This window comes from Rhodovulum sp. BSW8 (assembly GCF_003314725.1).
In the GTDB taxonomy this organism is placed as follows: Bacteria; Pseudomonadota; Alphaproteobacteria; order Rhodobacterales; family Rhodobacteraceae; genus Rhodovulum; species Rhodovulum visakhapatnamense.
In genome coordinates this window covers 49,008-72,599 of sequence record NZ_QNVX01000053.1, presented here as the reverse complement: position 1 = coordinate 72,599, position 23,592 = coordinate 49,008, and the positions used below count along the sequence as shown (strand labels likewise).

Below are 23,592 nucleotides of genomic sequence, written 5' to 3'. Positions count from 1 at the left end.
CGCTTATTTCCACGCGCGCGGGCGGGTCCGGTCCAGTTCCGGCGGGATCGGGATGAACTCGGCCTCGTCCCCCGGCGGCAGGTGGAACGGGCCATTGGCCCAGTCGGCGGCCTGCCAGTCGGCCCGGGCCTGGGCGATGCGGTCCTTCGAGGACGAGACGAAGTTCCACCAGATATAGCGCGGCCCGTTCAGCGTCGCGCCACCCAGCGCCATCAGCCGCGCGCCCTGCGGTCCGGCCATGACGGAAATCGCATCGCCGGGGCGGAAGATCATCATGCGCCCGGCCTCGAACCGATCGCCCGCCACCTCGATCGAGCCCTCGGCGACATGGATGCCGCGATCTTCGTGATCGTCGGGCAGCGGAAAGCGCGCGCCGGGGGCCAGCACGACATCGAGGTAGAAGGTTTCCGACGGCAGCGTCACCGGGCTTTCGGCGCCATAGGCCCGGCCGAGGATCAACCGCGCCTCGACGCCACCCGCCTCGATCACCGGCAGCGCGTCCTTGCCGTGATGTTCGAAAGACGGCGCGGTCTCTTCGCGATCCTCGGGCAGGGCGATCCAGGTCTGGATGCCGAACAGGCTGTGCCGGGTGCCGCGCGTGGCTGCGCTCGTCCGTTCGGAATGGGTCACGCCGCAGCCCGCGACCATCCAGTTCACCTCGCCCGGATAGATCATCTGATGGCTGCCGATGCTGTCGCGATGCTCGAATTCGCCGCGATACAGATAGGTCACGGTCCCAAGCCCGATATGCGGGTGCGGGCGCACGTCGATCCCGCCCGCGGTGAGGAATTCGGCGGGGCCCATCTGGTCGAAGAAGATGAACGGGCCGACCATCTGCCGCTTTGGCGAGGGCAGCGCGCGGCGCACCTCGAAGCCGCCGATGTCGCGGGCGCGCGGAATGATGAGGGTTTCCAGCGCGGCGCAGGCCGCCGCGCCGCTTTCGGGGTCCTGGGTCGGGTTCCAGCTCATGTCGGGTCTCCTGCCGGTCCTGCCCGTGGCGCAAGGCGCCCCGCGGCCGCCAGGGTCAAAATGTGGCCGACCGCCGCGATGTCCAGTCCCGGCGGAGGGTCCTTGCCACCCGGCCGGGCGCGATCCGCGTCAATGTCAATTCGGGGCTTGACCTTCCCGCCGCTGGAAGCTGCATGAAGGGGGAAATTCCGGATCTCAGGAGGATGCCCAGATGAATTTCAGCGTGCCCGACATGACCTGCGGCCATTGCACCGCCGCCATCGAGAAGGCCATTCGCCAGCGCGACCCGTCGGCCGAGATTTCCTGCGACCTGGGAACCCATACGGTCGAGACCAAAACCGCGCTGCCCGAGGCCGAGATCGCGGCCGCGATCGAAGACGCGGGCTATTCGGCCGCCACGGTCTGACCGGCCCTTGACCCGCCCGGACCCGGGCGACGCTGGACGATCAGACTCCGCAACGGGCGGCTTCCGGTCTTGCGCCTGCCTCAGAGCGGTCGCAGGGGATCATGGCACCGGCGCGGTGCAGATCGGCCCGGGTCAGAAGCGGCCGGACCCGTACCGTGCAGGGCGCGACCAGCCCCATTGCCCCGAGCCTACGCGCGAGGCCGGGCATGCTCGACGAAGGCGTTGATATTGGCGGCGTGCTGAAAAACTACGACCGCACGAACTACGAGGTTCAGCGTTCGTATTGTCACCCGGAAATGGTCGCCGAAGCCGAAGCGTCGGTTGTGCAGTAATGGCACAGGCGGCGCAGGATATGGCGGCAATTGCCGCATAGGCCGAAGCGTCCAGCCCGGCGCGTGTCCGGGCACCCATGGGTGGCGACTGGATTTGGCCCGCGCCCTTCGCCGCGCTGTTGCCGGTTGACCCCGAGCGCCCGCAGGGCCGCAGCACGACCTATCCGACCTTGCCGACGGCGGCTTGGTGTTTTTCATGCCGACGGGCCAGCTTGCCGCCACCTTCGGCGCTGACCGCCTGCCACGGGCCGTAGACGGGCTTCGGTCGCCCGCAGAGCGCGTGGCGCACCTGTTCGGGCACCGGCCAGGGGTAGACCTGCCCGACGTGCTGATCGTGGCTCTGTCGTCGCCCGCACAGAGCGACATGGACGTTCTGTGCGGGGAAGGGCTGGGCGACCTTGACCTTGCTGCCGTGGCCTGCCTCTGCGTGCCTCTGTGGGTGCTGCCTGCGGCCCAACGGGCGACGGTCGCCGCCGCCCGCGAACACCCCTGACACTGCCAGGCTCCAGACTCATTGAGTTTCAGAGCCAGACCATGACGGTTGCTGCTAGGGCGATAGCGGAGAAGAGGGTTTCCGGGCAGGCGGCAAGCGGTGACCCAGAGCAGCCTGACGGTGACGAACATCTCCATCCGGTATTTCAGCCGGAAATGCCCGACGATGTACCTCAGGAGCGCCTCGGCCTCCTCCCGTGTCACCGGGCGCAGGTTCTTGGCCCTCGGGTCCGCCTTCTTCTTTTGCCCCGCCACGCGCCGCATGAGCGACGAGAAGGGATTGGGCAGGTCGGGATCGACAAGACCCCAGTAGTCGAGGACGCGCCAGTGGGAGGCGAGGCAAGGCTGGTGTGTGGACAGCGAGCGTTGCGAGAGGGGCTGGCCGGTGCGCTCCGAGGGTGTCGAGCGGAGGTCGTCCATGTAGGCGAGGGCCACGCGGCGGGTGATCTTCGAGACCTCGGCATTGCCGGTGAATGTCTCGAAGCGTTGGAGGATACGTCGATAGCGCTGCTTGGTCGAAGGCTTGATGCCGTCACTCTGGGCCAGCCAGCGGTTGGCGGTTGCTCGAACGGTGGTGTCTTGCGATGTCTCCGGTGTGCTGACCGCTTGGGGGCCGTCGTATTTCGCGAAGAGCGCGCCTTGATTTCCTCAAGGGTCTCCCTGCGTCGGCTCAGGGCTTCCCCAAGGTCGGAGGAGCCCAGGGATCGGATGATTTCCCGCTTGCCGACCGCCGGTCTCAACTCGACAGGAACGGTGAATCGCAAGGCGTAGACAGCGCCGCGCTTGAAGACGCCCTTGGGCCGAACTGTAAAGGTCACGTCGGTAAATCTCCCGTACACGAGAGAGCGTAACTCTTTGAAAAGCGAGGAGAATGGTGGGCGACCCTGGAATCGAACCAGGCGTGGGTCTCCCCGGCGGAGTTACAGTCCGCTGCCGCACCTTGCAGCACGTCGCCCTGAGTGAGGCGCTGGATACGCAAGCTGTGGGGGCGCGTCAACAGGAAAATCCCTTGCGGCGGCCGCGCCGAGACGCCATGGTCGCCGCCTGTCGGAACAGGGGCGATGACGTGGCCAAGAAACCCACCTGGGTGATCGAGAAGGAACGCGGGCGGCGGGCCGCCGCGGCCGAGACAGTCTGGCTTTTCGGGATGCACGCGGTGCGCGATGCGCTGGAAAACCCCCGCCGCGACAAGCTGCGGCTGGTGGTGACGAAGAATGCCGCCGACCGGCTGGCCCCGGCCATCGCCGCCGCCGGGATCGAGCCCGAACTATGCGATCCGCGCCGCTTTGCCGCGCCGCTCGACCCCGAGTCGGTGCATCAGGGGGCGGCGCTCGAGGTGCGGCCGCTGGACTGGGGCAAGCTTGGCGATGTCTGCGACCCGGGGACGGGGCCCGCGCTGACGGTGCTGCTCGACCGGGTGACCGATCCGCATAATGTGGGGGCGATCCTGCGCTCGGCCGAGGTGTTCGGGGCCCGGGCGGTGATCGCGCCGCACCGCCATTCGGCGCCCGAGACCGGAGCGCTGGCCAAGACCGCCTCGGGCGCGCTGGAACGCCAGCCCTATCTGCGGGTGCCGAACCTGGCGCGGGCGATGGAAGAGCTGAAAGAGCTGGGCTACAGCCTGATCGGGCTGGACGGCGAGGCGCCCTCCACGCTGGCCGAGGGGCTTGCCGGGATTGGCGCGGCCCCGGTCGGGCTGGTTCTGGGGGCCGAAGGGCCGGGCCTGCGCGAACTGACCCGTGCCACCTGCGACAGGCTGGTGCGTATCCCCGCGGCGGGCGGGTTCGGGTCGCTCAATGTCTCGAACGCGGCGGCGGTCGCGCTTTATGCGGCGGCGGTGCGCCCGGAGACCGCGTCCGGCGGCTGACACCGACGCGGCCACGGGCCTTCGGATCACAGTTCCATGAGCGGGCTGGAAAAGACCGCGCTGCGGTCCCATGTTTTAGGCGAAGGGCGGAGGCCCGGAACGCCTTCGTCCTGCTTCACTGTCCCTCGTTCCGCGACTGGCGCCCGGAAATTCCGGGCGCCTTTTTTTAACGTTCGTGCCTTCTCGCCGCCGGGCCGGGCCGAGTCAAGCGCACTCAGGTCCCATAGGCCCGCGCCTCGGCGGTTTTCACCGTCTCGGCGGCGGCCACCAGCGCCCCTGCGATCCGGTCCAGTTCGGCCCTTGACAGATGGGCGGGCAGCCGTGCGTCGCAGGCCCGCATCAGCATCGCCCGGGTCTTGGGCAGATCGCGCCGCGGCCCGCCCGGAAGATCGTCGAGAAACCCCCAGTTCCAGAACGCGCGCGCATTGTCGGTGCTCAGCCCGAAGACCTGCACCTGAACCCCAAGCGCGGCCGCGGCGTCCTGAAAGGCGCGCGCTTCGTCGTCGGTCTCGAAGCCGACGAGGTTGAACTGGATCGAATCCGGGGCGCGCGTCTCGGGCAGCAGGGGCGGCGGCACCGACAGCCAGGGCGACCGGTTCAACAGCGCGGCGACGTGGTCGTGATTGGCCCGGCCCTCGCGCACCCGGCGGGCGACCTCGGGCAGCTGCGGGCGGATCACCGCGGCCGAGAGGTTCTGCATCCGCATGTTGTAAAGCGGCAGGCGGTTCTGCCAGCGGGCAAAGGCCGCGGCAAGCCCGTCATGCTTTTTCCAGTTATGTTCGTAGGCGCCCGACATGATGACGGCGCGGGCCAGAAGGTCGGGGTCTTCGGTGACCAGCATCCCGCCCTCTCCGCCATTCACCAGCTTGTAGGACTGGAACGAGAAACAGCCGATCCGGCCCAGCGTGCCGATCTTGCGGCCGTGCCAGAGCGTGCCCAGCGAATGCGCCGCATCCTCGATCAGCGGGATGCCACGGGCGTCGCAGGCGGCGGCGATGGCGTCCATGTCCGAGGTGTGGCCGCGCATGTGGCTGATCAGGACGGCAGAGATGTCCTCGTCCAGCCGGGCCTCGAAATCCTCGATATCAAGCCGGAAATCGGCGCCGACCTCGGTCAGCACCGGGACGCAATCGGCATGGATCACCGCCGAGGGGACGGCCGCGAAGGTGAAGGCCGGGATCAGCACCCGCGCCTCGCGCGGCAGGTCCAGCGCCTTCAGGGCCAGAAACAGCGCCGCCGAACAGGACGAGACCGCCAGCGCATAGGGAACGCCCAGAAGCGCCGCGAAATCGCGTTCAAGCAGCGTGACCGGCGCGTCGGCGGCAGCGGTATAGCGGAACAGGTCCCCGGTGCGCAGCAGGCGGTCGATCTCGGCGCGGGCGCTTTCCGGGATCGGTTCGGCATCGTAGACAGTGCGGGAGCGGGTCATGCGGTCACCTTATCCGACGTCGTCTCGATGGACGACCCTATCCGACCGGAAGTGACTCAGAGATGTGACAGGATGGCGACGATTGGAAATCAGAGCCCGACTGTGTCCCGCAAAGCATACCAGGCCATCGCCATCGCCAGAAGCGGCGCGCGCAGCGCCGCGCCGCCGGGGAAGGGCGGGCAGGGCAGGCGGGCGAAGGTCTCGAAGGCCTCGGCCTCGCCCCGCACCGCCTCGGCCAGTACCCGGCCCGCAAGCGTGGCCATCGCCACCCCGTGGCCGGAAAAGCCCGAGGCTGAATAGATGCCCGGCGCGGGCGTACCAAGATAGGGCAGCCGCGACCGGGTGATCGCCAGCGTGCCGCCCCAGGCATGGGTCAGCGCGACATCCGAAAGCTGCGGGAAGACCTGCAGCATCGGCTTGCGCACCAGCGCCCGGATGTCTTCGGGGAAGCGGTAGCCATAGCTTTCGCCGCCGCCGAACAGAAGCCGCCCGTCGGGCGACAGCCGGAAGTAGTTGACCACGAACTTGCTGTCGGCGACCGCCACGTCGCGGGCCAGCACCGAGGCCGCGCGCGGCCCAAGCGGTTCGGTCGCGACCATGTAATTGTTGATCGGCATGACCCGGGCCGCGACCCGGCGGTCGAGCCCCCCGAGATAGCCGTTGGCTGCAAGGATCACCCGGTCGGCGATGATCCGTCCGCGATCCGTCACCACCACGGCGCCCGCATCGACCCGCTCGACCAGCGTCGTCTCGTGGATCGTGGCGCCCGCCGCGGCCGCGGCGCGGGCAAGCCCCAGCGCGTAGGCCAGCGGGTTGAGATGGCCCGCGCCCCAGTCGATCACCCCGCCCCGATAGCCGGGGGCGGCGACGATGGCGTGCAGCTGGTCGCGGGTCAGCGGCTCGACCAGATCGTAATCGTAGTCGCGGCGCAGCTTTTCGGCATAGGCATGGGCCTCGCGCGTGCCCCGGTCGGACCATTCGGCATAGACGATGCCGGGGCGAAAGTCGCAGGCGATGGCGTGATCGCGGATCAGGTCCGAGACCAGCCCGCGCGCCGCCTCGGCCAGATGCCACAGCTTTGCCGCGGGGCCGTCGCCCAGCATCGCCTCGAGCGCGTCCTGATGCAGCCGCTGGCCCGAGCCGACCTGTCCGCCATTCCGCCCCGAGGCGCCAAAGCCCACCCGGTGGGCCTCGACCAGCACGGTGTCGAGCCCGGCCCGGGCCAGATGCAGCGCTGCCGACAACCCGGTATAGCCGCCGCCGACGATGCAGACATCGGCGCGCCGGTCGCCGTCAAGCGGCGCGAAAGGCGGCAGCGGCGGGGTGGTTTCGGCATACCAGCTGGCGGGATAGGCCCCGCGGCGGTCGTTGGCGAAGAGAAGGTTCATACGTTCAGCAGCAGATGTTCGCGTTCCCAGGGGCTGATGACCTGCAGGAACTGCTTGTATTCCAGCTCCTTGACCGCCGAATAGACGGTGCAGAATTCCTCGCCCAGCACCTCGCGCATCGGCGAGGCCGCCTCGAAGAGATCGAGCGCCTCGGCCACGTTGCGGGGAATGTCCTCGTCGCCCGAATAGGCGTCGCCGGTGAATTCCGGCCGGGGCAGCAGCTCTTCGACGAGCCCCAGATAGCCGCAGGCGAGCGAGGCCGCGATGCCCAGATAGGGGTTGCAATCCATCCCCGCCAGCCGGTTCTCGACCCGCCGCGCCTCGGGTTCGGCGACCGGGACCCTCAGCCCGGTGGTGCGGTTGTCGCGCCCCCAAAGCAAATTGATGGGGGCCGCGAAGTCCGGGACGTAGCGGCGATAGCTGTTCACATAGGGCGCCAGCAGCGCGATCACCGAGGGCATGTGGGTCTGCATGCCTGCGATGAAATGCAGGAAGGCCGGGCTTTCGCTGCCATCGGCGTTCGAGAAGATGTTCAGCCCGGTCCGCGCATCGACCACCGAATGGTGGATATGCATGGCCGAGCCGGGCTCGTCCTCGATGGGCTTGGCCATGAAGGTGGCGTAGCAGTCATGCCGCATCGCCGCCTCGCGGATCAGCCGCTTGAAATAGAAGATCTCGTCAGCGAGCTTCACCGGGTCGCCATGGCGCAGGTTCAGTTCCACCTGCCCCGCGCCGCCTTCCTGCAGGATGCCGTCGATTTCCAGCCCCTGCGCCTCGGCGAAATCGTAGATGTCGTCGATGACGGGGCCGTATTCGTCGACCGCGCTCAGCGAATAGGCCTGACGCCCCGCCGCGCGCCGGCCCGAGCGGCCCATCGGCGGCTGCACCGGTTCCGACGGGTTGGTGTTGCGGGCGACGAGGAAGAACTCCATCTCGGGCGCCACGATCGGCATCCAGCCACGGTCGTTGTACAGTTTGACGATCCGTTTCAGCACGTTGCGGGGCGCCGTCGGCACCATCTCGCCCTGCTGGTCGAAGACGTCGTGAATGACCTGCAGCGAACAGTCGGCGGCCCAGGGCGCGGCCGAAGCGGTGCTGAAATCCGGCGTCAGGATCATGTCGGGCTCGGTGAAGGCCCGGCCCTCGATATCGGCCCAGTCGCCGGTGATGGTCTGCTGGAAGATCGAGTTGGGCAGATAGAACCGGGTCTGCGTCACGAACTTGCCCGCGGGCATGGCCTTGCCGCGGGCGACGCCCGCGAGATCGGCCACGATGCACTCGACCTCGTCGAGGCGGCGCCCCTCGAGATACGCGCGGGCGGCCTCGGGAAGCTGGTCGCGCCAGTCTTTCATGGCTCAGCGCCTTTCGGTGAAGAAACGGGCGATCCGCGCGGCCATCGCGGCCGAGTCGGTGGGCAGGTCCAGCCGGGCGCGGGCCTCGGCCAGGGTCTCGTCGGGCACCACGCCGGGGCCGCGCTCTTCGATCAGGCCCTTCTCGAAGGCCGGGGCGAATTCCGGATGCGGCTGCACCGTATAGGCATGCTCGCCATAGATCAGCGCGGCATGGGCGCAGCCGGGCGCGCTGCCGACCGTTTCGGCGTCATGCGGCGGCTCGACCACCTGGTCCTGGTGCCAGGCGTTCAGCCGGTAGTCCTGCCCCTCGATCCGGTAATCGCGCGGGCCGACCGACCAGCCGCCCGCGAATTTCTCGACCCGGCCGCCCAGCGCCTGGGCGATGATCTGGTGGCCGAAACAGATGCCGACCAGCGGCACGCCGCCCGAATAGGCCTGCCGGATGAACTCTTCCAGCGGGTGGATGAAGGCGTGATCCTCATAGGCGCCAAAGCGCGACCCGGTGATCAGCCAGCCTTCGGCGGCGTGGATCGAGGGCGGGAACTGCATGTCGAGCACGGGCCAGGTGTGGAAGGTGAAGCCGTGGCCTTCGAGCAGCCGCACGAACATGTCGGGATAGTCGCCATGCGCCGCGCGAAGCGCGTCGGGCGCGTGGCCTGTCTGCAGGATACCGATCTGCATGGGAGTCTCTTGATTATGTGCGCTTAACGTAGTCTTGCCGCGTGCGGCGGGCAAGCCCCCCGCCGCGCCCGGACCGGGCTCAGACAGTGTCGAGATAAAGCGCCATCTGCGCGTCCTCGTCGAGCCCGGCGATACGGCGCGCTTCCTGCCGCTTGGTCATGGTCAGGTTGCGGATCAGCCCGCGGCGGAAGATCCGAGCCATGCGCGGGCTATGTTCGAAGGCGTCGATCGCGCCCTGCCAGCAGGTCGGGATCTGCGGCAGGTCGAGTTCATAGGCATTGCCGGTGATAGGCGGCGGCGGTTCAAGCTGTTCCTCGACGCCCTGCAACGCCGCGCCGAGGATCGCCGCGATCATCAGATAGGGGTTGATGTCGCCGCCCGCGACGCGGTGCTCGATCCGGCGGGCGCGGGGGCTGCCGCCGGGAATGCGGATGGCGGCGGTGCGGTTCTCATGCGCCCAGCAGATGCCGGTGGGGGCGTGGTTGCCGGGCACCAGCCGGTCATAGCTGTTGGCATGGGGCGCGAGGATCAGCGTCATGTCGGGCAGGGCGGCAAGACAGCCCGCCACGGACTGGCGCAGAAACCCCGAGCCCTCGGGGCTGGCATCGTCGAAGATGTTGTTGCCGCGCGCGTCGAGTACGGAGAAATGGGTATGCAACCCGTTGCCGACATCATCGGCATAGGGCTTGGCCATGAAGCTGGCGGCAAAGCCGTGGCGCCGGGCCATGCCGCGCACCAGCAGCTTGAACAGCCAGGCGTCGTCGGCGGCCTTCATCGCGGGGCCGTGCATCATGTTGATCTCGAACTGGCCGGTCCCGGCCTCCGAGATCGCGGCATCGGCGGGAATGTCCATCGCCTCGCAGGCGTCGTAAAGATCGGTGAAGAAGGCGTCGAAGGCGTCGAGCGTGCGCAGCGACAGGATCTCGCCCGCCTCGCGGCGCTTGCCCGAGCGCGGCGAGCGCGGCGGGTGCAGCACCTCGTCGCTGTCGTCGATCAGGTAGAATTCAAGCTCGGTCGCCACCTGCGGTGCCCAGCCCCGGCGCTCGTATTCGTCAAGCACCACCGCCAGCGCATGGCGCGGACAACCCTCGAAGGGCCGGCCCTGTTCGTCGAACATCCACAAGGGCAAAAGCGCGGTCGGCGCGTCGAGCCAGGGCATCGGCACGAAGCCGCGCCCGGTCGGGCGCAGCACGCCATCGGCATCGCCGGTTTCGAAGACGAGCGGGCTGCCCTCGATATCCTCGCCCCAGATGTCGAGATTCAGCACCGACAGCGGAAAGCGGGTGCCTTCCTCCTCGATCTTTCCCGCAAAGCGCGAGGGCACACGCTTGCCGCGCGCCTGACCGTTCAGGTCGCAGGCGGCCATCCGGATGGTGCGGATCTCGGGATTGTCGCGAAGCCAGGGGCTCATCGGATGACCTGCGGGCGGATCCTCAGGCGCGGCCGGTTTTCGGACGGCATGTGGCGGTTCAGGCGGCGGTTGATCAGCCCGAAGAGGCCGATGATCGCAAGGGTCACGAGGATGAAATAGAAGGCCACGATGGGATAGGGGATGAAGGGGTTGAAGGTCTTGTCGGCGAAGTAGTTCGCATAATAGAGCGCGTCGCCCTTCTGCTGCCAGGCCGGAAAGCCGGAAAAGTAAACCAGCGTCGTGGCATGGAACAGAAAGATCGCCTCGTTGGTATAGGCGGGCCAGGCCAGCCGCAGCATGGTCGGCCAGACGATCCGCCGGAACCTGGTCCAGCCCGCCATGCCATAGGCATCGGCGGCCTCGATATCGCCCTTGGGCACCGAGCGAAGCGCGCCGTAGAAGATCTCGCCGGAATAGGCGGCGGTGTTCAGGAACAGCACGACCAGCGCGCCCGCCCAGGCGCGGGTCAGCCAGCCCGTCTCGGCGGTGATGTGGGTGAAGATCAGGTTCAGCTCGATCCCGTTCCTCGGCAGCAGCACGAAGGCCTGGTAGGCCAGGAAGAACTGGATGAAGAGCGGCGAGCCGCGGAAGACGAAGATGAACCATTCGGCGGGCTTGCGGACGACCCAGGCGCCACTGTTGCGCGCCACCGCGACCGCGGTTGCGAGAAAGAAGCCGAAGAACAGCGCAAGCGCCCCGAAATAGATGTTCCAGACCAGCCCCGAGCCGATCAGGGTGAACTGCTCGCACAGGGTGAAGTCCGATCGCGGCAGCAGCCGCTCGCCATAGCCGAGCGAGCGGAAGGCGTAATCCTGGAATGTCTGCACGCAGCTCATTGCGCGGCCTTTCGCTGGGCTTCGCCCGCCAGCGTCGCCTGGCCATGCGAAAGCCGCGCCGTCAGCCTGCTCAGCACCGCCTCGGAGACCCGGGTCAGCATCAGGTAGAAGATCAGCAGGCCGAGGAAGTAGTAGAGCCGCCAGTCGGGATGCGGATAGGCGAAGATCGAGGTCTTCGAGCCGCCCAGCTCTCGCGCCCAGTAGACAATGTCCTGCACGCCCAGCAGGAACAGCAGCGGCGTGGCCTTGATCAGGATCATCCAGAGGTTTGACAGGCCCGGCAGCGCATAGATCCACATCTGCGGCACCAGGACCCGCCAGAAGGACTGGCGCAGGGTCATGCCATAGGCCTCGGCGGTCTCGATCTGGGCGCGCGGCACCGCGCGCATCGCGCCGTAAAGCACATTGGCGGCGAAGGCGCCGAAGACCACGGCAAAGGCCAGCACCGCCAGCGCGAAACCGTAGGTTTCATGCGCCCATTGCGGGCTGGTCGACAGCGGCAGCTTGGCCGCCGGGCAGACCACGAAATCGCTGCCCTGCCGGACCGGATCGGTCCAGTCGGGGCATTTGATCTTGTGGCGCAGCCACTCGAACCCCTGATCCATCGCGACCGGGACGAAGAGGAAGAAGACGATATCGGGAATGCCCCGGACCATCGCGGTATAGGCCCGCCCGACCATCCGCAGGGGCCAGATCCGCGAGCGCGCGGCCATGGCGCCGCCGAAACCGAACAGCAGGGCTGCCGGGGCGGTGATCGCCAGCAGGGCGAGCACGACCAGGAAGGACTGGTAGAACGCCATGTGCTTGCCGCTGGTGAGATAGCAGGCAAGCCAGTTTAGACCTTCGAGGGTGGAGGGATCTGCGCAGGACGCGAACATTTGGGACTGGCGAGGCGGGGCGAAACGGCCGCCCCGCCCGCATCTGTCTTACCAGCGGGGCGAGTCTTCGCCCATCCACTTGATGATGAGCGCGTTCATGGTGCCGTCATCCTTCATGGACTGGATCGCGGCGTCGAACTTGTCCTTCATCTCGGGGTCGGACTTGCGGAAGGCCATGCCGATGCCGTTGCCAAGCGGAGTGTCCTCGCCGACGAAGACCATGTCGCCCTCGTTCACGACCGGCACCAGCACGTCCTTGTCGGCCAGGACCGCATCGGCCTCGCCGTTGCGCACCGCGGCGATGCATTCGTCGGAGGTGGGGTATTCCAGCAGCGTCGCGCCGGTATCGACCACGTGGTTGGCCTGGATCGTGCCGGTCTGGGCCGAGATCACGCCGCCTTCAAGATCGACATCGTCGCTCAGCGCCGCATAGGACGACATCGAGGGGGGCGTGTAGGGCTGGGTGAAGGCGACGACTTCCTCGCGCTCGGGCGTGATGCTCATGCCGGCGATGATGCTGTCGTAATTGCCCGAGACAAGGTTCGGAATGATCGAATCCCAGTCATTGGTGACCCAGGTGCAGGTCAGTTCGGCGCGTTTGCAAAGCTCGTCGCCCAGCTCGCGCTCGAGGCCGTCGACCTCGCCCGCATCGTTGATGAAGTTGTAGGGAGGGTAGGCGCCCTCGGTGCCCAGACGCACCACGTCCTGCGCCAGCGCCATGCCGACCGAAAGGGCCAGGGCGGCGGTGCCAAGGATCAGCTTTTTCATCGGATATCTCCCATGTTGTCTTACGTGAGGCCGTTCAGGCGGCCGTTGCACTCAGGAATTGCTGAAGGCGGGTCGAGGACGGCGCGCCGAACACCTTCTGGGGCGGACCCTGTTCCTCGATCAGGCCCTGATGGAGGAAGACGACGTGGTCCGAGACATCGGCCGCGAGCCGCATGTCATGGGTCACAAGGATCATCGTGCGCCCCTCTTCCGCCAGCACCTTGATGACCCGCACGACTTCCTGTTGCAACTCGGGATCGAGCGCCGAGGTGGGTTCATCGAACAGCAGCGCGCGGGGTTGCATCGCCAGCGCCCGGGCGATGGCGGCGCGCTGCTGCTGGCCGCCCGAAAGCTGGGCGGGAAAGGCGTCGCATTTGTCGCCGATGCCGACCTTGTCGAGCAAAGACCGCGCGCGGCCCTCGACCTCGTGCCGGTCCTCGCCCAGGACGGTGACGGGGGCCTCCATCACGTTCTGCAGGATCGTCATGTGGGACCAGAGATTGAATTGCTGGAACACCATCGACAGGTTGGTGCGGATGCGGATCACCTGGTGGCGGTCGGCGGGATGGCGCGCGGGGCCGGTGCCGCGCCACTTGACCGGTTCGCCCTCGAAGAGGATCTCGCCCTGCTGGCTGTCTTCCAGAAGATTGGCGCAGCGCAGAAGCGTCGATTTGCCCGAACCCGAGGACCCGATCAGCGAGACCACATGCCCTTTCGGCGCGCTGATCGACACGCCTTTCAGGACCTCAAGATCGCCATAGCTCTTGCGCAGATCGCGAATGTCGAGAACGGGCGGGGTAGGTTCAGTCACGCGAAAACAGCTGCCTTGTCATTGTACGGGCTCGGAGTAGGGCGCAATTCGGACCTGATTGCAACGGGGAAACGGCGCCCCGAGAGGCGAACGCACAGGATTTGGGCAATGTGTCCCGGCCGTTCGCGCATAGGGGTTGTGGTGGCGGTGCGCCTGTCGCGCGTCGCGCCGGGAACGGGTGTCAGTCGGCGTGTTTCGCCTCGGCCCGCTGGCGGGCCAGCGCGCTGTCGCGGTCGTTGACGCCGAGAAGGCTTGCCACCAGCCGCAGCAGGCCGTCCTCCTCGTCGTCGCGCACACCGTCGGCCAGAACCACTTCCCACAGTGCTTCGACCACGCCTTCGCGGTGCTCGTAGGGCACGGCGTCCTTGATCGCGCGGGTAAAGCGGACGGTATCGGGGGCCTGCGCCTCCAGCGTTTCGGCACGGCTGCGCAGCTCCAGCGCCTGGTCGGGGCTCAGCGTATAGCGCGCCGCGAGAATGCGCGAGATCCGCGCGGCCTCCTCGCGGGCATAGTCGCCATCGGTCCGCGCGATTCGCACCAGAAGGGCCGCCAGCGCCAGCCGGGCGTCGGGATCGTCGAGCCGGTCGGGGTCGGGGCCGATCAGGCGGTTGAGGAAGTCTGCGAACATGGGGGGGATATAGGCCTGTGTCGCGCGCCGGGAAAGGCGTTTTGCACCCGGTCGGGGCCCTGCGGTTCAGCCGGTCGTGCCGGAGAGCGCCGAAAACAGCCGTCCGAGGGTCGCCGCCTCGGCGTCGAGCCCCCAGGGCGGGTTGACCACGAAAAGCCCCGAACCGATCAGCCCGTGACCGTCGCGCGCGGGTGGAAACCGCACCTCGTGGCAAAGCGCCTCGGGGAAGGCCGCGCGCAAGGCCGCCGTCATCGGCGCATGGGCGCCCGCGGGCAGGATCGGATACCACAGCGCCAGCGTGCCTACGTTCCATTTGCGGTGAAGCGCCGCCATATGCCGAGGGATTGCCGCGTAATCGGCCTTCACCTCGTAGCTTGGGTCGATCAGCATCAGGCCCCGCCGGGGCGTGGGCGGGGTCAGCGCCTGCGCCGTCTCGAATCCGTCCCGGGCCAGCACATGCGCGCCGAACGGGGCCATCGCGGCTTCCAGTGCGGCGCGCTCCTGCGGGTGCAGCTCGGCCAGATGGAGCGCGTCGCCGGGCCTCAGCGACAGCGCCGCCAGCAGGGGCGAGCCCGGATAGGCCGTGGCGCCGAAGCGTTCGCGGACCTCGGCCAGCCGTTGCCGGTAGGGATGGGCCTCGGGCAAGCGCCGCTCCATCACGCCGATGCCCGCGGCCGCCTCGCCGGTCCGGACCGCCTCCGCCGCGGCCAGATCGTAAAGGCCCCGCCCGGCATGGGTCTCGATATAGCTCAGCGGCTTGTCCTTGCGGGTGAGGTAGTCGAGCATCGCGCACAGCAGCGCGTGCTTGTGCACATCGGCGAGGTTTCCCGCGTGATAGATATGCTGATAGGACAGCATGGCGTGGCGGCCCCGCGCGCGGTCCTCAGACCAGGCGCGAGACCTCGACCGCGGCGCGCACGAAATCGGCAAACAGCGGATGCGGCGCGAAGGGCTTCGATTTCAGCTCGGGGTGGAACTGCACGCCGATGAACCAGGGATGGTCCTTCCACTCGACGATCTCGGGCAGGCGGCCGTCGGGCGACATGCCCGAGAACACCATCCCGCAGGCCTCGAGCTGCTTGCGGTACTTGATGTCGACCTCGTAGCGGTGGCGGTGGCGCTCCTCGATCACGGTCGAGCCGTAGATCTCGGCCACCTTCGAGCCCTTCAGCAGATGCGCGGTATAGGCGCCCAGCCGCATGGTGCCGCCCTTGTCGTCGCCAAGCTTGCGTTTCACCATCGCATTGCCCTGCACCCATTCCTTGAGGTGGTAGACGACGGGGGTGAACCGCTTCTTGCCGGCCTCGTGGTCGAACTCCTCCGACCCCGCATCGGACAGCTCGGCGACGTTCCGGGCTGCCTCGATCACCGCCATCTGCATGCCGAGGCAGATCCCCAGATAGGGCACACCGCGGGTGCGGGCGAACTGGGCGGCCTTCATCTTGCCCTCGGTGCCGCGCTCGCCGAAGCCGCCGGGCACCAGGATCGCGTGGAAGCCCTCCAGCCAGGGACCCGGGTCCTCGCGTTCGAAGATCTCGGCGTCGATCCATTCGGCCTTGACCCGGACCCGGTTCGCCATGCCGCCATGGGTCAGCGCCTCGGCGATGGATTTGTAGGCGTCTTCCAGCTGGGTATACTTGCCGACGATGGCGACCCGTACCTCGCCCTCGGCGTTGAAGATCCGGTCGGAGACGTCTTCCCATTTCGAAAGATCGGGCTTCGGCGCCGGGTTGATCTGGAAGGCATCCAGCACCGCCTGGTCCAGCCCCTCGCGGTGATAGGCCAGCGGCGCCTCGTAGATCGACTTGAGATCCTGCGCCGCGATCACGCTGTCGGGGCGCACGTTGCAGAACAGCGCCAGCTTTTCGCGTTCCTTCGCAGGGATTGGGCCTTCCGAGCGGCAGACCAGCACATCGGGCGCAATGCCGATCGAGCGCAACTCCTTGACCGAGTGCTGGGTCGGCTTGGTCTTCAGCTCGCCGCTGGCCTTGATGTAGGGCAACAGCGTCAGATGCATGAAGATGCACTGGCCGCGCGGCTTGTCCTGGCTGAACTGGCGGATCGCCTCGAAGAAGGGCAGCCCCTCGATATCGCCGACCGTGCCGCCGATCTCGCACAGCATGAAATCGACCTCGTCCTCGCCGGCGGCGATGAAGTCCTTGATTTCGTTGGTGACGTGCGGAATGACCTGAATGGTCTTGCCCAGATAGTCGCCGCGGCGCTCTTTCTCCAGCACGTTGGAATAGATCCGCCCCGACGAGATCGAGTCCGTGGATCGCGCGGCGACCCCGGTGAAGCGTTCGTAATGCCCCAGATCGAGGTCTGTCTCGGCCCCGTCATCGGTGACGAAGACCTCGCCATGTTCGAACGGGCTCATCGTGCCGGGGTCGACGTTCAGGTAGGGGTCCAGCTTGCGCAGCCGGACGGTAAAGCCGCGGGCCTGCAGCAGAGCCCCCAGCGCGGCCGAAGCCAGGCCCTTGCCCAGCGACGACACAACCCCGCCCGTGATGAAAATGAAGCGTGCCATGTGGCTGGAGTCTCCCGTGACTAATGCTCGAATGTTTGCTGGATTCGGGGCGCGCGCGCCCCAGCATCACGGGACTTGGACTATAGCGGATTCGCGACGGAGCCGCAACCGGACCGCAAGATGCTGGGGCGGGTCTGTGGCCCGAATCAACGTGTTGTGGTGATTTTGTGGCAGCCACGCGGTCCCGGCCGGTCGGGCCGCGCGGTGGGGCGGGGCGCGGTCTAGTCCGCGCGGGGCGGCGCAACCGGTGTGTCGCTGGGTGCGACGGGGGCGGGGGGCAGAAGCCCGGGCTCGGTTGCGGGCGCCTCGCCGGGCGCGGTCTCGTCCTGGGCGGCCGGGGCGGGGATGCCCAGCCGGTCGACGACCGAGGTGCCTGCGGCGTTTTCAGCGGCGATGATGGTCAGCGCGACGGAACTGGAGATGAAGCAGACCGCGAAGAACCAGGTCAGCTTGCCCAGCGGCGTGGTCGGGGCGCGGCCGGTGATCGTGCCACCCCCACCCATGCCGAGCCCGCCGCCTTCGTTGCGCTGCAACAGCACAATGCCGATCAGGCAGACGGCGAGGATCAGATGAACGATGAGGATGACGTTTTCCATATGGAGCGGCCCCGGCTTTGACTTGGCGCGTACCTATGCCGAACGGGCCGCTCCCGCAACCCCTCAGGCGCTGGCGGTCTTGCCGGCGGTCTTGCTGGTCGACCGGGCTTTCTTGGCGTTCGCCGCCTTGATCTTGCCGGGCGAGCGCCAGCTCATCGCGCCGCCGAGGATCAGCGACAGCAGGACCGCGCCGCCCCAGACGTTGAAGCTGTTCATTTCCATGCTGAGCGTGCCGTTGCCGACGAGGATGTAGCCCAGGAGGCCCAGGATGATCAGCAGCAGCACGATCCCCAGCAGGCCAAGCGTGCGGACGGCGGCGACGAGGTAGATCAGCAGGGCCAGGGCCAGCATCACGCCGATACCGATGACCAGCGGCTTGTCGGTTTCGTAATTGGCCTGGGCCCAGGTGACGTAGTTATAGTCGGTCGGATTGTAGGTGGCGGCGAGCAGCAGGAAGGCGACCAGCCAGCGAAGCAGGAATCCGGACATTCATGTTCCTCCGTGATTATTTAATGTGCCGACTCGACAAGAGTGTAACGCGGCCTAAGGCGGATGCGTTGACTTTCGGGCGGCCTCATCGTCGCAGGGCCGGTCCCGATCCGGGGTCCGTCAAGGCTCTGCGACGCGATGTCAGGCGCGGGGCTAGTCGTCCACGTCGTCGATGTCGGCCTGTCCCGAGAGCTTGCGCCGGATGATGCTCCAGCCCAGCCCGACCCCCAGCACCAGCGACAGCGCCAGCAGCCCGATCCAGGTGTTGAGCCCGGGATCGTCCAGCCGGATCACGTTCCAGTCAACCAGCACCCAGAGCAGTGCCCCGACCAGCGCCGCCACCAGCGCCATGCCGAACGGCCCGATCGAGCGCAGCGTGGCGCGAAGATAGATCGCATAGCCGGTGAACAGCAGCAGCCCCGCCAGCACCACCATCGGCGTCTGTGTGTCCCATCCCGACATCGCCCAGCGGACGTAATTCCAGGAAGTGGGGTTGTAGGTCAGGGCCAGCAGCAGGAAGGCGACCAGCCAGCGAAGCAACAATGCGGCCATTTCGGGCTCTCCGTTCGTTCGTGTTTCGTGCGTCCTGCGGCGAATCTAGCGGCCCGGGCGGCGGTGTCGCCGAGTTTTTGCCTTGCCTCGTCGCCGCAGGGGTCTATACCTGCGCGGGTTTGCATGGCAGCAGCTTGAAAGGAATTGGCCGTGGCCAATGTCGTCGTCGTTGGCGCCCAGTGGGGCGACGAGGGAAAAGGCAAGATCGTGGACTGGCTGTCCGAACGCGCCGATGTGGTGGCGCGCTTTCAGGGCGGGCACAACGCGGGCCATACCCTGGTGATCGACGGAACCGTCTACAAGCTGAACGCGCTGCCCTCGGGCGTGGTCCGGGGCGGCAAGCTCAGCGTGATCGGCAACGGGGTCGTGCTCGACCCCTGGCATCTGGTGAAAGAGATCGAGACGATCCGCGAGAAGGGCGTCGAGATCACGCCCGAGACGCTGATGATCGCCGAGAACACGCCGCTGATCCTGCCCTTCCATGGCGAACTTGACCGCGCCCGCGAAGGCCAGAACACCCTGGCCAAGATCGGCACCACCGGGCGGGGCATCGGCCCCTGCTACGAGGACAAGGTCGGCCGCCGGGTGATCCGGGTCGCCGATCTGGCCGACGCCGCGACGCTGGAACTGCGCGTCGACCGGGCCCTGGTGCACCACAATGCGCTGCGCGCGGGGCTGGGCCTGCCCGAGATCGACCGCGACGCGCTTCTGGCGAGCCTGCGCGAGATCGCGCCCGAGATCCTGAAATACGCGGCCCCGGTCTGGAAGGTGCTGAACGAGAAGCGCCGCGCCGGCAAGCGGATCCTGTTCGAGGGGGCCCAGGGGGCGCTTCTGGACATCGACTTCGGCACCTATCCCTTCGTCACCTCGTCGAATACCATCGCCGGTCAGGCCGCGACCGGCACCGGCATCGGCCCGGGGGCTGTCAATTTCGTGCTGGGCATCGTCAAGGCCTACACGACCCGCGTGGGCGAGGGGCCGTTCCCGACCGAGTTGCACGACGAGGACGGCGAGCGTCTCGGTACGCGCGGCCATGAATTCGGCACCGTCACCGGGCGCAAGCGCCGCTGCGGCTGGTTCGACGCGGTGCTGGTGCGCCAGACCTGCGCCACCTCTGGCATGACCGGGATCGCGCTGACCAAGCTCGACGTGCTGGACGGCTTCGAGACGCTGAAGGTCTGCGTGGGCTACGAGCTTGACGGCACACGGCTCGATCACCTGCCGACTGCCGCCGATCAGCAGGCGCGCTGCACACCCGTCTACGAGGAACTGCCGGGCTGGCAGGAATCGACCGAGGGCGCGCGCAGCTGGGCCGACCTGCCCGCCAATGCCATCAAGTATGTGCGCCGGGTCGAGGAGCTGATCGACTGTCCGGTGGCGCTTTTGTCGACCTCGCCCGAGCGCGACGACACCATCCTCGTCACCGATCCGTTCTCCGACTGATGGCCCTGTCCTGGAAAGCCCGCCGCCGCTGGTCGCTGGTGATCCTGCTGATCGGATTGCCCGCATATATCGTGGTGGCCGTGAGCGTGATGAACGCGCTCGGCCGCCCGTCCTTCCTGGTCGAGCTTCTGGTCTATGTGGCGCTGGGCATCGTCTGGGCGCTGCCCTTCCGCTTTGTGTTCCGCGGCATCGGACAGCCTGACTCCGACGCGGCACGAAACGACGAAACCGCCGGAAAAACCGGGCGGCGCGACGGCTGAACGGTGGTTTCGTGCCTCAGGCGATGCGGTTGGCGGACCTGTCTTCCCGGTCGCCGGTCGCGTCGTCGATGACGAACTGGCCGCGCCGCAGCCGCCGGAACCGCCCGTCGCGCAGGTGAGTGCCGAAGGCCCGCAGCATGTCCTCGCGCTGAAAGCCGTCGCCCGCGATGCTGCGGGCCAGTTCGATCACCTGCGGCCGGGTGAAATAGGTCACACCGTCCTGCCGCATCAGATAGGCGGCCCCGGCCTCCAGCAATCCGGCAAGATCGGTCGGGTCATGCGCGCCGAGATCGGCGGCGAAGGCGCGCAGCCGGGCCTCGGTCGCTGGAAGAACCGGCGTGTCGAGCCGCAAGGTCCCGTGGTGTTCGCCGACGGCGGCGGTTTCGGAGCGGACAATTTCCTTCGGTTCGTCGATCCGCTGTTCGGTCACCAGAATCAGCGGGGCCAGCCGGCCGCGATCCCAGTCCGCCGAAGTCTCGCGGTCGCCGCGGACCACCTCTGCCAGCACCTGGCGATAGGGGCGGGTCTGGCCGTCGTCATCGCGGCGCAGGCGGTTGCCGATCCGCCGCTCGGCCACCGTGGCGGCGACCGCCGCTTTCAGATGGCCGATCGAGGCCTGGCGGCGTTTCTGTTCGGGTCCGGCCAGCTTGGTATTGGTCTCGTCCAGCAACCGCTGAAGCGCCAGTTCGTGATCGGCAAGATCGGCCGACCGGCTGCGCTCGGCAGGGCCCTGACGGGCCGGGACCGCATCGCCGGATGCGGGATGCGGGCCTGGGCGCGGATCGGCCAGCCGAGCCGGGGCGGCATCGGCCTGGAGTGCGGCCAGTTCGGCCTGAAGGTCGGCCGCGTCGGGCTCCGGCAGCCGGGCGTCGGGGTCGGCCGGAGGGGCGAGCGGCCGTTCGGGCGTGTCGGGCCATGCGTCGGTCAGATCGTCCCGGCGCAGCTTCAGCACCCGGGCGCGCGCCTGCCGCGGCCGGGCCGGCGCCGCGGTGGTTTCTGCGGACTCGGGACCCGGGTGCGAGGCGGCATTGGCCGCCGGGCCGCGATCCGCCGGGCGACGCTGCAACTCGGGACCGGAGGCCGCTGCCGTGTGCGGTCGGTCCTCGGTGGCCGCGGCCCGGGCGGGCGCATCCGGCCGGAGGCTGTGCCGGGCCGCGACGCCGGTGTCGCTGTCAGGACCCGCCTTCTGTCGAAGGGGGGAGGAAGCCCTGCCCGGATCCGCCGGGCGGTCCGGCGGTCGGGCGAAAGGGCGCTGCGGGCCCTGCGCGGGCGCCGCGAGTTCGTCGGTTTCGTCCTCGAAAACGGGTCCGGCCAGTTCGGCATCCGTGGCATGGGCGGTTTCCACCGCCGCGCGAATGCGCGCCAGCTTGGCGGCGACGGATTCGGGTTCGTCAGCGCGCGGCGGCAGCACCTTGGACGGTGCCGGCGCCGCATGCGAGACCTGCGCCGCACCCGCGACCGGGCTTTCGCCAGAGCGCAGCACGACCCCATCCAGTTCGACGCGGGCCTCGACCCGGCGGCGCACCTCGCGTTCGGCGATGCGTTGAAGGGTTTCGGCATCGGGCGGCGGAGGTTCGGCGCCGAAATATCGGTCTTCGGCCGCAAGGTCCCGGTAATATTCGGTGACCGCCTTCATCATGCCAAAGGAATCCTCGAACCCCTCCAGCTTGCAGGAGAAGGTTCCATAGGAAACCGTCAGGGTCTTGGTCGGACCAACCATCCGAAACTCGCTTTCTCCCCGGACACTACACGCCTATGTTTACCATAGTGCGGTTCCAGAGAATGAACAGAAAGCGGAATTTTCAAGGTTTTTTCGTCATTTCGGGACTGTCCGACACGATCTCTCCCAAAGGTTGCCAGAATGCCGACACAATTCGTCCATCATTCCGACAAGATCACGCTTCTTGGCGGCGCCTCGGTCGATCCGGCGCTTTTGAGTCGGGCGCTGGTCATCGCACCGGCCCTGGTCGCGGCCGATGGCGGGGCGGATACGGCGCTGGCGGCGGGACGGATGCCCGAGGCGGTGATCGGCGATTTCGACTCTATCTCGGCGGCGGCGCGGGCGGCGATCCCGGCCGAGCGCCAGCACCCGGTGGCAGAGCAGGACAGCACGGATTTCGAGAAATGCCTCCGGCATGTGGCGGCGCGGCTGATCCTGGGGCTCGGCTTCCTCGGCGACCGGTTCGACCATGGCCTGGCGGCGGTCAACACGCTGGTGCGCCACCCCGACCGGCGCTGCCTGCTGATCGGCGACGACGATCTCTGCTTTCACTGCCCGCCGGAACTGGCGCTGGACCTGCCGCCGGGCTCGCGGTTCTCGCTCTTTCCGATGGCTCCGGTGCGCGGCACCAGCAGGGGTCTGCACTGGCCCATCGACGGACTCGATTTCGCCCCGGGCGGCCGGATCGGCACCTCGAACCGGGTCTCGGGGCCGGTGCGGCTGCGGATGGAAGGGCCGGGCATGGCGGTGATCCTGCCGGTCGCGGCGCTGGACGCGGCGGTCGCGGCGCTCATGGGGCCGGAGGCGGAGGCCGCGTCAGGCTGAGCCGACGTTCGCGCAGGAAGACGTAAAACCCCGAGCCGATGATGAGGGCGATCCCGGCCAGCGCCTCGATATCGGGCAGGTCATCGAAGATCAGATAGCCCAGAGCCGCCGCCGCGACGATTTCAAGATATTGCAGCGGGGCGATGACGGCTGTCGGTGCCAGCCGCAGGGCCCCGCTGATCAGGAGATGCGAGACGGTGGCCGCGATCCCGACCCCGGCCAACCAGACCCAGTATGGGCCCCGCGGCCAGACCGGGTCGAGCGGTCCGATCCCCGACCCGTCGCAGAGGACCAGCACCGGCAGGACGATGAAACTGGCCGCGACCGCTGTCCAGGCCTGCAGCGCCACAGTGGGCATCCGCCGCGCGATCTGTCGGGTCAGCACCATATAAGCGGCAAAGCAGAAGGCGGTGGCCAACGGCAGCAACGCCACCGCGCCGAAGGCCGCAAAGCTTGGCCGGATCACCAGCATCGCCCCCGAGAACCCGACCGCCGAGGCGACGATCCGGCGCCAGCCCACGGATTCGCCCAGGAAAAGCGCGCCGAGCAGGGTCAGGATGAAGGGCTCGACAAAGAAGATCGCGATGGCATCGGCCAGCGGCATCGCCTGCAACGCGGCAAAGAATGCGGTCGTCGCACAGAGGATCAGCCCGGCCCGCACCAGATGCAGCGCCGCCTCGCGCGCCGAGGGCCGAACGATCTGACCCAGCGCGACGGCCAGCGGTACCAGGATAAGGGCCTGCAGACCGAACCGCGCGGCGGCGATCTGCCCCACGGGGATCTCGGCCGAGGCGAGCTTGGCAAAGCTGTCCATCACCGGGGCGGTGATGGTGAAGCCGATCATCAGAAGGATGCCGGGCAGGATGCGGTCGGTGCTTTGGGTCATGCGGCCGATCTGACCGGAACCGGGCGCGCCGGTCCAGCGGTTTCGC

General features: G+C 67.8%; 26 protein-coding genes and 1 tRNA gene. 7 read left to right on the top strand and 20 right to left on the bottom strand.

Annotated features, from left to right (window positions below; all coding sequences use genetic code 11):
- Positions 1–3: 3 nt before the first annotated feature.
- A complete protein-coding gene (locus DSD19_RS18985) occupies positions 4–969 on the bottom strand; it encodes a pirin family protein (protein WP_113670744.1) in 966 nt (321 codons plus the stop codon).
- 211 nt (positions 970–1,180) lie between these two features.
- Between DSD19_RS18985 and DSD19_RS18980 the strand changes: the two genes are divergently transcribed.
- The 3 genes from DSD19_RS18980 (at position 1,181) to DSD19_RS18975 (ending at position 2,200) form a co-directional block, all read left to right on the top strand.
- Positions 1,181–1,375: a heavy-metal-associated domain-containing protein gene (locus DSD19_RS18980; RefSeq protein ID WP_113670743.1), complete on the top strand. Its 195-nt coding sequence runs from the start codon at positions 1,181–1,183 to the stop codon at positions 1,373–1,375.
- Between the two features lie 206 nt (positions 1,376–1,581).
- Positions 1,582–1,707: a hypothetical protein gene (locus DSD19_RS22605; protein WP_256359800.1), complete on the top strand. Its 126-nt coding sequence runs from the start codon at positions 1,582–1,584 to the stop codon at positions 1,705–1,707.
- A 187-nt stretch (positions 1,708–1,894) separates the two neighbouring features.
- Positions 1,895–2,200, top strand: a complete 306-nt coding sequence (locus DSD19_RS18975; RefSeq protein WP_113670742.1) for a hypothetical protein — start codon at positions 1,895–1,897, stop codon at positions 2,198–2,200.
- 199 nt (positions 2,201–2,399) lie between these two features.
- Here DSD19_RS18975 and DSD19_RS22790 read toward each other — a convergent pair whose 3' ends face one another.
- Entirely contained in the window at positions 2,400–3,017 is a 618-nt protein-coding gene (locus DSD19_RS22790) for a DUF6538 domain-containing protein (RefSeq protein ID WP_371412636.1), read from the bottom strand.
- Positions 3,018–3,071: 54 nt separating this feature from the next.
- A tRNA-Tyr gene (locus tag DSD19_RS18960) sits at positions 3,072–3,155 on the bottom strand.
- A 77-nt stretch (positions 3,156–3,232) separates the two neighbouring features.
- On the opposite strand from DSD19_RS18960, the gene rlmB reads away from it, so the two are divergent.
- Positions 3,233–4,066 carry a 23S rRNA (guanosine(2251)-2'-O)-methyltransferase RlmB gene (gene rlmB, locus DSD19_RS18955; RefSeq protein ID WP_113670739.1) on the top strand — a complete coding sequence of 278 codons (834 nt, stop codon included), beginning with the start codon at positions 3,233–3,235 and terminating at the stop codon, positions 4,064–4,066.
- Between the two features lie 214 nt (positions 4,067–4,280).
- On the opposite strand, the gene DSD19_RS18950 is transcribed toward rlmB, so the two are convergent.
- The 15 genes from DSD19_RS18950 to DSD19_RS18880 all read right to left on the bottom strand — a co-directional run bounded on the left by DSD19_RS18950 (position 4,281) and on the right by DSD19_RS18880 (position 18,412).
- Positions 4,281–5,495, bottom strand: coding sequence for a DegT/DnrJ/EryC1/StrS aminotransferase family protein (locus tag DSD19_RS18950; protein ID WP_113670738.1), 1,215 nt, complete (start codon positions 5,493–5,495; stop codon positions 4,281–4,283).
- Between the two features lie 89 nt (positions 5,496–5,584).
- Positions 5,585–6,883 (bottom strand): FAD-binding oxidoreductase, encoded by a 1,299-nt coding sequence (locus DSD19_RS18945; protein ID WP_113670737.1) that lies wholly within the window; start codon positions 6,881–6,883, stop codon positions 5,585–5,587.
- Positions 6,880–8,235, bottom strand: a complete 1,356-nt coding sequence (locus tag DSD19_RS18940) for a glutamine synthetase family protein (protein WP_075786749.1) — start codon at positions 8,233–8,235, stop codon at positions 6,880–6,882. The genes DSD19_RS18945 and DSD19_RS18940 overlap by 4 nt, the downstream gene beginning before the upstream one ends.
- Before the next feature lie 3 nt (positions 8,236–8,238).
- Complete coding sequence (locus DSD19_RS18935) at positions 8,239–8,916, bottom strand: type 1 glutamine amidotransferase (protein ID WP_075786748.1); 678 nt, start codon at positions 8,914–8,916, stop codon at positions 8,239–8,241.
- A 79-nt stretch (positions 8,917–8,995) separates the two neighbouring features.
- On the bottom strand, positions 8,996–10,327 hold the full coding sequence (locus tag DSD19_RS18930; RefSeq protein ID WP_113670736.1) for a glutamine synthetase family protein: 1,332 nt from the start codon (positions 10,325–10,327) through the stop codon (positions 8,996–8,998).
- The gene (locus DSD19_RS18925; protein ID WP_075786746.1) at positions 10,324–11,163 is read right to left on the bottom strand and encodes an ABC transporter permease; all 840 of its coding nucleotides are present in this window, start codon (positions 11,161–11,163) and stop codon (positions 10,324–10,326) included. Before DSD19_RS18925 ends, DSD19_RS18930 begins: the two co-directional genes overlap by 4 nt.
- Positions 11,160–12,041: an ABC transporter permease gene (locus DSD19_RS18920; RefSeq protein WP_113670735.1), complete on the bottom strand. Its 882-nt coding sequence runs from the start codon at positions 12,039–12,041 to the stop codon at positions 11,160–11,162. Before DSD19_RS18920 ends, DSD19_RS18925 begins: the two co-directional genes overlap by 4 nt.
- 48 nt (positions 12,042–12,089) lie before the next feature.
- A complete protein-coding gene (locus tag DSD19_RS18915; RefSeq protein WP_113670734.1) occupies positions 12,090–12,809 on the bottom strand; it encodes a transporter substrate-binding domain-containing protein in 720 nt (239 codons plus the stop codon).
- A gap of 34 nt (positions 12,810–12,843) precedes the next feature.
- The gene (locus DSD19_RS18910) at positions 12,844–13,620 is read right to left on the bottom strand and encodes an ABC transporter ATP-binding protein (protein WP_113670733.1); all 777 of its coding nucleotides are present in this window, start codon (positions 13,618–13,620) and stop codon (positions 12,844–12,846) included.
- 181 nt (positions 13,621–13,801) lie between these two features.
- The gene (locus tag DSD19_RS18905) at positions 13,802–14,248 is read right to left on the bottom strand and encodes a TerB family tellurite resistance protein (protein WP_113670732.1); all 447 of its coding nucleotides are present in this window, start codon (positions 14,246–14,248) and stop codon (positions 13,802–13,804) included.
- A gap of 66 nt (positions 14,249–14,314) precedes the next feature.
- Complete coding sequence (locus DSD19_RS18900) at positions 14,315–15,106, bottom strand: 23S rRNA (adenine(2030)-N(6))-methyltransferase RlmJ (protein ID WP_075786741.1); 792 nt, start codon at positions 15,104–15,106, stop codon at positions 14,315–14,317.
- A 25-nt stretch (positions 15,107–15,131) separates the two neighbouring features.
- On the bottom strand, positions 15,132–16,775 hold the full coding sequence (locus DSD19_RS18895) for a CTP synthase (protein ID WP_113670731.1): 1,644 nt from the start codon (positions 16,773–16,775) through the stop codon (positions 15,132–15,134).
- Positions 16,776–16,996: 221 nt separating this feature from the next.
- Positions 16,997–17,371 (bottom strand): preprotein translocase subunit SecG, encoded by a 375-nt coding sequence (secG, locus tag DSD19_RS18890; protein WP_075786739.1) that lies wholly within the window; start codon positions 17,369–17,371, stop codon positions 16,997–16,999.
- Between the two features lie 63 nt (positions 17,372–17,434).
- Positions 17,435–17,860 (bottom strand): DUF6524 family protein, encoded by a 426-nt coding sequence (locus DSD19_RS18885; RefSeq protein ID WP_113670730.1) that lies wholly within the window; start codon positions 17,858–17,860, stop codon positions 17,435–17,437.
- A gap of 153 nt (positions 17,861–18,013) precedes the next feature.
- On the bottom strand, positions 18,014–18,412 hold the full coding sequence (locus DSD19_RS18880; RefSeq protein ID WP_075786737.1) for a DUF6524 family protein: 399 nt from the start codon (positions 18,410–18,412) through the stop codon (positions 18,014–18,016).
- Positions 18,413–18,562: 150 nt separating this feature from the next.
- On the opposite strand from DSD19_RS18880, the gene DSD19_RS18875 reads away from it, so the two are divergent.
- A complete protein-coding gene (locus DSD19_RS18875) occupies positions 18,563–19,855 on the top strand; it encodes an adenylosuccinate synthase (RefSeq protein WP_075786736.1) in 1,293 nt (430 codons plus the stop codon).
- Entirely contained in the window at positions 19,855–20,115 is a 261-nt protein-coding gene (locus tag DSD19_RS18870; RefSeq protein ID WP_075786735.1) for a DUF2842 domain-containing protein, read from the top strand. The genes DSD19_RS18875 and DSD19_RS18870 overlap by 1 nt, the downstream gene beginning before the upstream one ends.
- 16 nt (positions 20,116–20,131) lie before the next feature.
- Here the strand turns inward: DSD19_RS18870 and DSD19_RS18865 are convergent, their stop codons facing one another.
- Positions 20,132–21,835: a hypothetical protein gene (locus DSD19_RS18865; RefSeq protein ID WP_113670729.1), complete on the bottom strand. Its 1,704-nt coding sequence runs from the start codon at positions 21,833–21,835 to the stop codon at positions 20,132–20,134.
- Between the two features lie 141 nt (positions 21,836–21,976).
- Between DSD19_RS18865 and DSD19_RS18860 the strand changes: the two genes are divergently transcribed.
- Positions 21,977–22,660, top strand: a complete 684-nt coding sequence (locus tag DSD19_RS18860) for a thiamine diphosphokinase (protein ID WP_113670728.1) — start codon at positions 21,977–21,979, stop codon at positions 22,658–22,660.
- Here DSD19_RS18860 and DSD19_RS18855 read toward each other — a convergent pair.
- The gene (locus tag DSD19_RS18855; RefSeq protein WP_113670727.1) at positions 22,626–23,546 is read right to left on the bottom strand and encodes a DMT family transporter; all 921 of its coding nucleotides are present in this window, start codon (positions 23,544–23,546) and stop codon (positions 22,626–22,628) included. The two genes, DSD19_RS18860 and DSD19_RS18855, sit on opposite strands and share 35 nt — an antisense overlap.
- Positions 23,547–23,592 lie beyond the last annotated feature (46 nt).